This window comes from Methylorubrum podarium, from assembly GCF_022179745.1.
Classification (GTDB): Bacteria; Pseudomonadota; Alphaproteobacteria; order Rhizobiales; family Beijerinckiaceae; genus Methylobacterium; species Methylobacterium podarium.
Map to the genome: position 1 here is coordinate 1 of NZ_BPRD01000139.1, position 8,209 is coordinate 8,209.

The 8,209-nt window shown below is 72.7% G+C and carries 8 protein-coding genes and 1 pseudogene; all 9 read left to right on the forward strand.

The features are described 5' to 3' along the window. A partial coding sequence (locus MFF42_RS07500) for a carboxyltransferase domain-containing protein (RefSeq protein ID WP_238255186.1) occupies window positions 1-217 on the forward strand: 217 nt, incomplete at its 5' end. Further along, the gene (locus MFF42_RS07505; protein WP_238255187.1) at window positions 214-1,233 is read left to right on the forward strand and encodes a 5-oxoprolinase subunit C family protein; all 1,020 of its coding nucleotides are present in this window, start codon (window positions 214-216) and stop codon (window positions 1,231-1,233) included. The genes MFF42_RS07500 and MFF42_RS07505, both read left to right, overlap by 4 nt. Window positions 1,234-1,312: 79 nt before the next feature. Continuing rightward, window positions 1,313-2,389, forward strand: coding sequence for a UV damage endonuclease UvsE (locus MFF42_RS07510; RefSeq protein WP_373875151.1), 1,077 nt, complete (start codon window positions 1,313-1,315; stop codon window positions 2,387-2,389). A gap of 120 nt (window positions 2,390-2,509) precedes the next feature. Then, complete coding sequence (locus MFF42_RS07515) at window positions 2,510-5,242, forward strand: TIGR02302 family protein (protein ID WP_238255189.1); 2,733 nt, start codon at window positions 2,510-2,512, stop codon at window positions 5,240-5,242. Between the two features lie 66 nt (window positions 5,243-5,308). Further along, a complete protein-coding gene (locus MFF42_RS07520) occupies window positions 5,309-5,494 on the forward strand; it encodes a twin transmembrane helix small protein (protein ID WP_108939763.1) in 186 nt (61 codons plus the stop codon). Window positions 5,495-5,761: 267 nt separating this feature from the next. Beyond that, the gene (locus MFF42_RS07525; RefSeq protein WP_238255190.1) at window positions 5,762-6,400 is read left to right on the forward strand and encodes an acyloxyacyl hydrolase; all 639 of its coding nucleotides are present in this window, start codon (window positions 5,762-5,764) and stop codon (window positions 6,398-6,400) included. Between the two features lie 129 nt (window positions 6,401-6,529). Then, entirely contained in the window at window positions 6,530-7,102 is a 573-nt protein-coding gene (locus tag MFF42_RS07530; RefSeq protein ID WP_238255191.1) for a cob(I)yrinic acid a,c-diamide adenosyltransferase, read from the forward strand. A 162-nt stretch (window positions 7,103-7,264) separates the two neighbouring features. After that, window positions 7,265-8,014, forward strand: a complete 750-nt coding sequence (locus tag MFF42_RS07535) for an electron transfer flavoprotein subunit beta/FixA family protein (protein ID WP_238255192.1) — start codon at window positions 7,265-7,267, stop codon at window positions 8,012-8,014. Between the two features lie 79 nt (window positions 8,015-8,093). After that, a pseudogene (locus tag MFF42_RS07540) lies at window positions 8,094-8,209 on the forward strand (electron transfer flavoprotein subunit alpha/FixB family protein); the annotation flags it as partial.

The following is an 8,209-nucleotide window of genomic DNA, read 5'->3' on the forward strand; positions in this document are numbered from 1 at the left end:
CGGCGCCCAGGCGCTGGTGGCGAGCATCGCGGCGCCGAGCGGCTGGCACCTCCTCGGCCGCACGCCCGAAAAGACCTTCGTGCCGGCGCGCGACCCCGTCTTCCTGCTCCGCCCCGGCGACCGGGTGCGCTTCGTGCCGATTCCGGCCGAACGCTGGGACGGGCTCGCCGCCGCGGCGGAGGCCGGCGAGGCGGTGGCCGAGCTGTGCCAGGGATGAGCGCCCGGCTTCACCTCGCCCGCCTCGCCGGCGCGGCCTCGATCCAGGACGGCGGACGGCGCGGCCATCTCCGCTTCGGCCTGTCGGCCTCCGGGCCGATGGACCCGCTCGCCTTCGCCGCCGCCAACCGCCTCGTCGGCAACGGGCCGGACGCGGCGGCGCTCGAACTCGGGCTCGCCGGGGCGCGCCTGCGGGTCGAGGGCGGTGCCGCGCGCCTCGCCCTGGCCGGCGCGCCGAGCGGGCTGCGCCTCGACGGCGACCCGCTCGCCGCGCACCGGTCCTTCATCCTGCGCGAGGGCGCGGAGCTGACGGTCGAGCGTCCGCGCGAGGGCGTGTTCGCCTATCTCGCCGTCGCGGGCGGCTTGCCCGTTCCCGCGGTGATGGGAAGCCGCGCCCTGCATCAGCGCGCGGCGCTCGGCGGCCTCGACGGGCGCCCCTTGCACGAGGGCGACCGCCTGCCGCTCGCCGCCGCGCCGATGGGCGAGGCGGACCACGCCCTCGACCCGGTTCCCCTGGACCGGGACGCGCCGGTCCGCGTCGTCCTCGGCCCCCAGGACGACCATTTCTCGCAGGCCGGCCTCGCGACCTTCCTCAAGGCAACCTTCACGGTCTCGAACCGGGCGGATCGGATGGGCTACCAGCTCGACGGGCCGGAGATCGCCCACGGTTCCGGCGGCTTCAACATCGTCTCCGACGCCACCGTGGCCGGCTCGGTGCAGGTGCCGGGCTCGGGCCGGCCGATCGTCCTGCTCGCCGACCGCCAGACCACCGGCGGCTACCCGAAGATCGCCACCGTCATCTCCGCCGACCTGCGGCGGATCGCCCAGCGCCGGCCCGGCGAGGCCGTGCGGTTCGCGGCGATCGACCTCGCCGCCGCCACCCGCCTCGCCCGCGACGCGGCGGCGCGGATCGCGGCCCTGGGCTCCCGCCTCAGGCCGGTCGAGGGCGAGGCCGAGCGGCTGATGGCCGCCAACCTCGCGGGCGCGGCGGTGGACGCTTTGCGAGCCGAGGATTGATCCTTTCCATCGGGGGCCGAAACCGGCGCTGACGCGTTGTCGGGCCATGTCGCGCGAACTCAACACGTCCGAGCCGAACATGCCCGAGTCGAACTTGGGCGAGCCGCCCCGCCTCGGCTTCTGCTGCACCTTCATCCCCGATCCGGACCCGTCCCACAAAACCCTGAAGGCCGCCAAGGACGCGGCCAAGCTGATGAATCTCGGCACGGTGACGATGGCGCATCTGGAGCGCCTCGGGCCGGCGGCGCGGTTCGAGAAGCTGGAGGGCGTGGTGCGCCACAACCTCGCCGCCCTGGAGCGCCAGATCGCCTGGGTCTCGGGCCGGCCGCCGCTGGAGCGGCTCCTGCGCATGGCGAGCTCGGTCCTGCCCGGCTACACCCACCCGATCGCCCAGCCGCTCTACGCGCAGGCCCCGATGCGGAGCCTGATCGAGACCGGCCTCTCCCGGGTCGGCGAGCGGGCGCGGGCGGGGGAGGTGCGGCTCAGCATGCATCCCGGCCCGTTCTGCATCATCGCCTCGCGCAACCCGAACGCGCAGGCGAACGGCATCGCCGAACTCGAGTACCACGCCGAGGTGATGGCGATGCTGGGCTACGGCGCCGGCTGGCACCCGCACGGCGCCCACGTGAACATCCATATCGGCGGGCGCGAGCCCGGCATCGAGGGGTTTCGCGAGAGCCTGTCGCTGATCTCCGAGAGTGCGCGCAACCTGCTCACCGTCGAGAACGACGAGTCGCTGTTCGGCCTCGACGCGGTGCTGCGCCTCGGCGACCGGGTGCCGGTGGTGCTCGACCTCCACCACCACTGGGTCGAGAGCCGGGGCGAGTACATCGAGCCCGACGATCCGCGCATCCGGGCGGTGATCGCCTCCTGGCGCGGGGTGCGGCCGGTGAGCCACATCAGCGTGTCACGGGAAACACTCCTGCCCGAGCACGATCCCGACGCCCTGCCGGACTTTCCGGCGCTGTCGGGCCAGGGCCATTCCTGGCGCGATCTCGCCGCCCATTCCGACCTGATGTGGAACCAGGCGGTCAACGCCCTCGTCGCCCGCCACCTCGCCTGGAGCGATTTCGAGATCGAGGCCAAGGGCAAGAACCAGGCGAGCGTGCCGCTGGCGGCGCGGATCGGGCGCGACCTCTCGCGGGCCGCGGCCTGACGGCGCCAAGCGCGGCTGGGCGGATTTGACCCGGCGGAGCCTGCCCGTCACCATGCTAGCTTCCTCATCCGTGCGCGGGCCTTCTCGGCCCGGCGCCCGTGGGAGCCGCGACCGGACACGATGAGCGAGGCCGAACGGACGATCTCCGCGAGCGACGACCGCCAGGGCGAGGCGCGCCAAAGCGAGGCGCGGCGCCGCCTCGACCGGCTGGTGGCGCGGGCGCGGGCGGCGGGCCTGTGGGAGCGGGCCTGGCCGGTGCTGTGGCGCGGCCTCGGCGTCGCCCTCGCCTTCCTCGCGGTCTCCTGGCTCGGCCTGTGGCTCGACCTGACGCCGCCCTGGCGCATGGCCGGGCTCGGCCTCTTCGCCCTCCTGTTCGTCGCCGCCCTGTGGCCGGCCGCCCGGCTGCGCGCCCTGAGCCGGCGCGAGGCGCTCGCCCGCATCGACCGGGAGGCCGCCCGCGGCGGCGGGAGCGCCCACGATCCGGCCTCGGCGATCGAGGACACCCTGGCCGTCGGCCAGACCGATCCGGTCACCCGCGCCCTGTGGGCCCTGCACCAGTCGCGGGCCGCCGCCGCCGTCGCGCGGCTGAAGGCCGGGCGCCCGCGCCCGCACATGCCCGGCCACGATCCGCTGGCGCTCCGCGCGGGCGTCCTCGTCGCGGCGCTGGCCGCCCTGTTCGTCGCCGGCCCCGAATGGCGCGGGCGCGTCGCCGCCGCCTTCGACTGGCGCGAGCCGCAGGCCGCGGCGCCGAGCTTCCGCGTCGATGGCTGGATCGACCCGCCGATCTACACCCGCGTGCCGCCGCTGATCGTGACGATGTCGGGCGCCGCGAAGGACCCGGTGCAGCGCCTGCGCGCGCCGGTCAACTCGACCCTGATCGTGCGCATCGCCGGCCAGGGCGAGGCGGAGCTGACCCCGAACGCCGCCCTGGTGGCGATCCCCAGGGACGAGAAGGCCGGCCCCGCCCGCCCCGCGCCGCAGGGGGCCGCCAAGGGTGATGCCAAGGGTGAGGCCAAGGGCGGCGAGACCCGCGCGAGCCTGCGGGAGGAGCGCTTCCGGCTCGTCGGCGGCACCGCCGAACTCGGCATCGCCGCCTCGGGATCGGAGCCGCAGCGCCTCGTGATCGAGACGATCCCCGACCGGCCGCCGGAGGTGAGCCGGGTCGGCGACCTGGAGGTCAACGGCCGCGGCACCTTCAACCTCACCTATCGCGCCAGGGACGATTACGGCATCGCCTCCGCCGAGGGGCTGGTCGAGCCGCTGAAGGCCGGCCGCTCGCTCGTGCCCCTGCCCAAGATCCCGCTCGCGCTTCCCACCGACGCCACCGGCGAGACCGAGACCAAGACGCTGGTCGATCTCACCGACAATCCCTGGTCCGGCGCGCGGGTGAAGCTCACCCTGGTGGTCCGCGACGAGGCCGGGCAGGAGGGGCGCACCGAGACCGCCGAGATCGTGCTGCCGGCCCGGCCCTTCAGCCAGCCGCTCGCCCGGGCGCTGGCCGAGGAGCGCCGCCGCCTCGTCACCGCGCCGGACGCGGATCGCGCCCGCGTCCAGACCGCGCTCGACGCCCTGCGGATCGCGCCGGAGCGCTTCACGCCGCAGCCCGCGATCTTCCTCGGGCTCACCACGGCCGCCAACCGCCTGCGCGCGGCGAGATCGGACGAGGATCTCACCGGCGTCGCCGATCTCCTGTGGGAGATGGCCCTCAAGATCGAGGACGGCGACCTCTCCGATGCCGAGAAGGCCCTGCGCGCCGCCCAGGACCGCCTCAAGGAGGCGATCGACCGCAACGCGCCGGACGAGGAGATCAAGAAGCTCACCGAGGATCTGAAACAGGCCCTCGACAAGTTCATGAAGGAGTTCGCCCAGCGCGCGAAGCCGCAGCGCCCGCAGCAGGCGGAGCGCCAGCAGCAGCAGCAGGGCGGCCAGACCGTCACCCCCGACGATCTGGAGAAGATGATCAAGGACATGCAGGAGGCGATGAAGCGCGGCGACACCGCGGAAGCCCAGCGCCTGCTCGACCAGCTCCGCAACGTGCTGGAGAACCTGCAGAACGCCGAGAACGGCCCATCGTCCGAGGGCGGCATGGCCGAGATGAACCGGCAGCTCGACGAACTCGACAAGATGTCCCGCGAGCAGCAGGACCTGCGCGACGAGACCTACAAGGAGGGGCAGCAGGGCCAGCGCCCCGGCCAGCGCCAGAGGCCGCAGCCCGGCCAGCAGCAGGGGCAGCAGGGCCAGCGCGGTCAGCAGCCCGGCCAGCAGGGCGAGGGCCAGGACGGCCAGCAGGGGCAGCAGGGCCGGGGCCAGCAGGGACAGCAGGGCCAGGGGCAAGGCCAGCGCGGCCAGCAGGGCCAGAGCATGGGCCAGCGCCAGCAGGGTCTGCGCGAGCAGCTCCAGGACCTCAAGAACCGGATGAAGCAGCAGGGGCTTCAGGGCGAGGAGGGTCTGGCGGATGCCGAGGAGGCCATGCGCGAGGCCGAGGAGGCGCTCGGTCGCGGCCGCAGCGGCGACGCGGTGGACGCGCAGGGCCGCGCCCTCGACGGGCTCAAGCGCGGCGCCGAGGGCATGCAGAAGCAGATGCAGCAGATGGCCGAGGGCCAGGGCGAGGGCCAGCAGGACGGGCAGTCGCAGGGGCGCCAGGGCCGCTCCGGCTCCGCCGACGACGACCCGCTCGGCCGCCCGACCCGCGGGCGCGACCTCTCCAACGGCAACGTCCGGGTGCCGAACGCCGACGAATCCGCGGTGCAGCGCGCCCGCCGGATCATGGAGGAGCTGCGGCGCAAGCTCGGCGACCCCTCGCGTCCGCAGGAGGAACTCGATTACTTCGAGCGCCTGCTGCGCCGGAACTGACGCCCCGAAGCCACCTCTTCCGGGCCGTGCTCACGGGAGCGCGGTCCCTCGCGAGATCACCGACCCATGTCCTCCAACCAGCTCGTCCTCCTCGCCTGCCTCGCCGTGGCCGTGGTGCTGCTCCTCGGCCTCGTCAACATGATGCGGGGCGGCAGCGCCAACCTCTCGCAGAAGCTGATGCGCCTGCGCGTGCTCCTGCAATTCGTCGCGATCATCGTGATCATGGGCGTGGTCTGGTGGCGGGCGGCCTGAGCGCACGCCGAGAGCATTGTCTTTTTTCCGAAAGCCGGCAGCCGCCTTTCGGGACGATGCGCCAGCACCGCCACGCCTTGCAGCTTGCGCGGGTCACGACCTCCCGCGAACGCGCGCAGGGCGGGCAGCGGAGCACCGCTCGGCCGATCGGAGTGTGGCGTCCGCGCCCCACCGGGCGGGCAAAAGCGCGGAGGCGGATGAATCCGCGGGCTGTGCCCCGGGGGGCGTGATATTCGAGGCGGGTTGAAACGGACGGATCGACCGCCGATGAAGTCACCCCTTGCCCGGATTCTCGTCGGCGTCCTCGCCGCTTCGGCCGTCACGGCCGCGCAGGCCGCCGATCTTCGCGCCGCCCGGGCCCCCGCACCGCCGCCCTACTTCGCCCCCGTCCAGCCCTACTCCATCGTCTCCGAGGTCCGCATCGGCGGCTCGGTCCAGGATCCGGGCAGCGCCGAGGGCAAGCTGCCGGGCTTCAGCACCGCGAACGTCAACGGCGAAATCCTGTTCGCCAAGCCGCTCGTGACCACCGACCCGTTCTGGCAGGCCTTCGTGCCGCGGCCCACCGTGGGCGGCAGCTACAACACCGGCGGCCGCACCAGCTACGCCTATATCGGCGCCACCTGGACCGTGGATCTCTTCCCCGAGACCCTCAACCGGCGCGTCTTCCTCGAAGGCTTCTTCGGCGGCGCGGCCCATAACGGCTATACCGGCCTGAAGGCGAACGCGCCCTACGGCTTCAACGCCCTGGGCTGCTCGCCGCTGTTCCGCGAGGCGGCGGCGCTCGGCTTCCGCATCGACGAGCACTGGAGCGTCATGGCGACCGTCGAGCACATGTCGAATGCCGGCCTGTGCGGCGACAATCGCGGCCTGACCAATTACGGCGGCAAGATCGGCTACACCTTCTGAGCGCCGGCCGCTCGTCAAGCTTGCCAAACACCCCTTGCCAAACACCCCTTGCAAAGACCCGCCGGGCGCGAAACATCGCCCGGCGGGTCTTTCTTTCCGCAGAACACCGGGCCCGCCGGGAGGGACGCCGTGGTCAAGCTCAACCGCATCTACACCCGCACCGGCGACCAGGGCACGACCGGGCTCGCCAACGGCGAGCGCCGCTCCAAGGCGGATCTGCGGGTGGAGGCCTACGGCACCGTCGACGAGACCAATGCCTGCATCGGGCTCGCGCGCCTGACCGCCGAGCCCGCCCTCGACGCGATGCTGGCGCGCATTCAGAACGACCTGTTCGACCTCGGCGCCGACCTCGCCACGCCGCCGAGCGACGCGCCGCTGGGCTACGAGCCCCTGCGGATCGTGCCCGCCCAGGTGCAGCGGCTGGAGGCGGAGATCGACGCGCTCAACGCCAACATCCCGCCGCTGAAATCCTTCGTCCTGCCCGGCGGCTCGGCCACCGCCGCCGCGCTCCACCTCGCCCGCACGGTCTGCCGCCGCGCCGAGCGGCTGGTGGTCGCGCTGTCGGGCATCGAGAGCGAGGCGATCTCGGGCGAAGCCCTGCAATATCTCAACCGGCTGTCGGACTTCCTGTTCGTGGCCTCCCGCGCGGCCAACCGCGACGGCGCCGACGACGTGCTCTGGGTGCCCGGCCAGAACCGGTGAATTCCCGCAGGTCACGCCCCTGATAAGGCGCGTTGACAAGCGGGAAATCGCCTCGCTACGGTCCCGCCGCCCTGACAATCCCATCAAGCGCGGTCAAGCGGGTCCGAGAGCCGTCCGTCAAGTGACGCCGGGACTTCGCAGGAGCGGAGGAAAGCGACAGCCATGAAGGTTCTGGTGCCCGTCAAGCGGGTCGTCGATTACAACGTCAAGATCCGCGTCAAGGCCGACGGGTCGGGCGTGGAACTCGCCAACGTCAAGATGTCGATGAACCCCTTCGACGAGATCGCGGTCGAGGAGGCGATCCGCCTGAAGGAGAAGGGCAAGGTCAGCGAGATCGTCGCCGTCTCGATCGGGCCGCAGCAGGCGCAGGAGACCCTGCGCACCGCGCTGGCCATGGGCGCCGACCGGGCGATCCTGGTCAAGACCGACGTGACTTGCGAGCCGCTCGCCGTCGCCAAGGTGCTGAAGGCGGTGGTGGAGAAGGAGGGCCCGAACCTCGTCATCCTCGGCAAGCAGGCGATCGACGACGACTCGAACCAGACCGGGCAGATGCTCGCGGCGCTTCTCGGCTGGCCGCAGGGCACTTTCGCCTTCAGGGTCGAGTTCGGCGAGGGCGCGATCGACGTGACCCGCGAGGTCGATGGCGGCCTGCAGACCGTCTCGCTCAAGCTGCCGGCGATCGTCACGACCGACCTGCGCCTCAACGAGCCGCGCTACGCGAGCTTGCCCAACATCATGAAGGCGAAGAAGAAGCCGCTGGAGGAGCTGTCTCCCGAGGGGCTCGGCATCGACGTCACGCCGAAGCTGACCGTGCTCAAGGTCGTCGAGCCGCCGGGCCGGCAGGCGGGCGTGAAGGTCGGCTCCGCGGCCGAGCTGGTGCAGAAGCTCAAGGTCGAAGCCGGCGTGCTCTGATCCGGCCCCGATTCGCGCGGCGCCGCTCCCGGCCCCCGGTCGAGCGGCGCGCCTCCCCTCTTTTCGAGAAGTTTCGCCGATGACCACGCTCCTCTACGTCGAGCACGCCAACGGGCAGATCAAGGACGGCACGCTGAAGGCGCTGACCGCCGCCAAGAACCTGGGCGCCCCCATCCACGCCCTGGTGCTCGGCGC